Annotated in this window: 1 protein-coding gene; it reads left to right on the forward strand. The window is 67.6% G+C overall.

Going from position 1 to position 716, the window contains the following annotated elements; genetic code table 11:
- Window positions 1-716 (forward strand): transposase (locus tag ACTWQJ_RS51990; protein WP_443313297.1); only part of this gene is annotated, 716 nt, incomplete at both ends.

Consider the following 716-nt stretch of genomic DNA (forward strand, 5'->3'; position numbering starts at 1 on the left):
CCGTGTTATCCGGTCGCGCCACCGCCGCAGCGAAGACGAGCGACGGCCCGGTGGAGATGCTGCGGCTGTTCAAGCTGGCGAAGGGGTCCGCGATCAAGTCCAGGACCCAGGCCATCAACCAGCTCAAGAGCGTCCTGATCTGCGCCGATGCCGAACTTCGTGAGTCCCTGGCAGGGCTGAGCAACCCGAAACTGTTCCAACAGTGCGCTCTACTCGCGGAGTCTGAGGTCTCCGGGCCGGCAGACGCCGCGCGGCACACCTTGCGACTGCTGGCCCGCCGCATCCAGCACCTGACCGAGGAGATCAACGACCTCAACAAGCGGATAACAGAAGCGATCCGAGCGAGAACCCCTGGCCTGCTCGACGTCCACGGCGTCGGCCCGGACACCGCAGCAGCCCTGCTCATCTCGGCCGGTGACAACCCCGAACGCGTCGACAGCGAGGCGTCCTTCGCCGCCCTGTGCGGCACCAGCCCGGTCGAGGCATCCTCCGGCAAGACCCAGCGCCGCAGACTCAACCGCGGCGGCGACCGCCAGGCCAACGCCGCCCTCTACCGAATCGTCCTCAGCCGCCTGCGCTGGGCGGGCCCTTCCCAGGACTACCTGCGGCGACGCCTCGCGGAGGGCAAGACCAAACGCGAGATCATCCGCTGCCTGAAACGGTACGTCGCACGAGAGATCTACCGGCACATCGCCCCCGCAAACACCGCGACACAC

It is taken from the genome of Streptomyces sp. KR55, assembly GCF_052245645.1.
Classification (GTDB): Bacteria; Actinomycetota; Actinomycetes; order Streptomycetales; family Streptomycetaceae; genus Streptomyces; species Streptomyces flavusporus.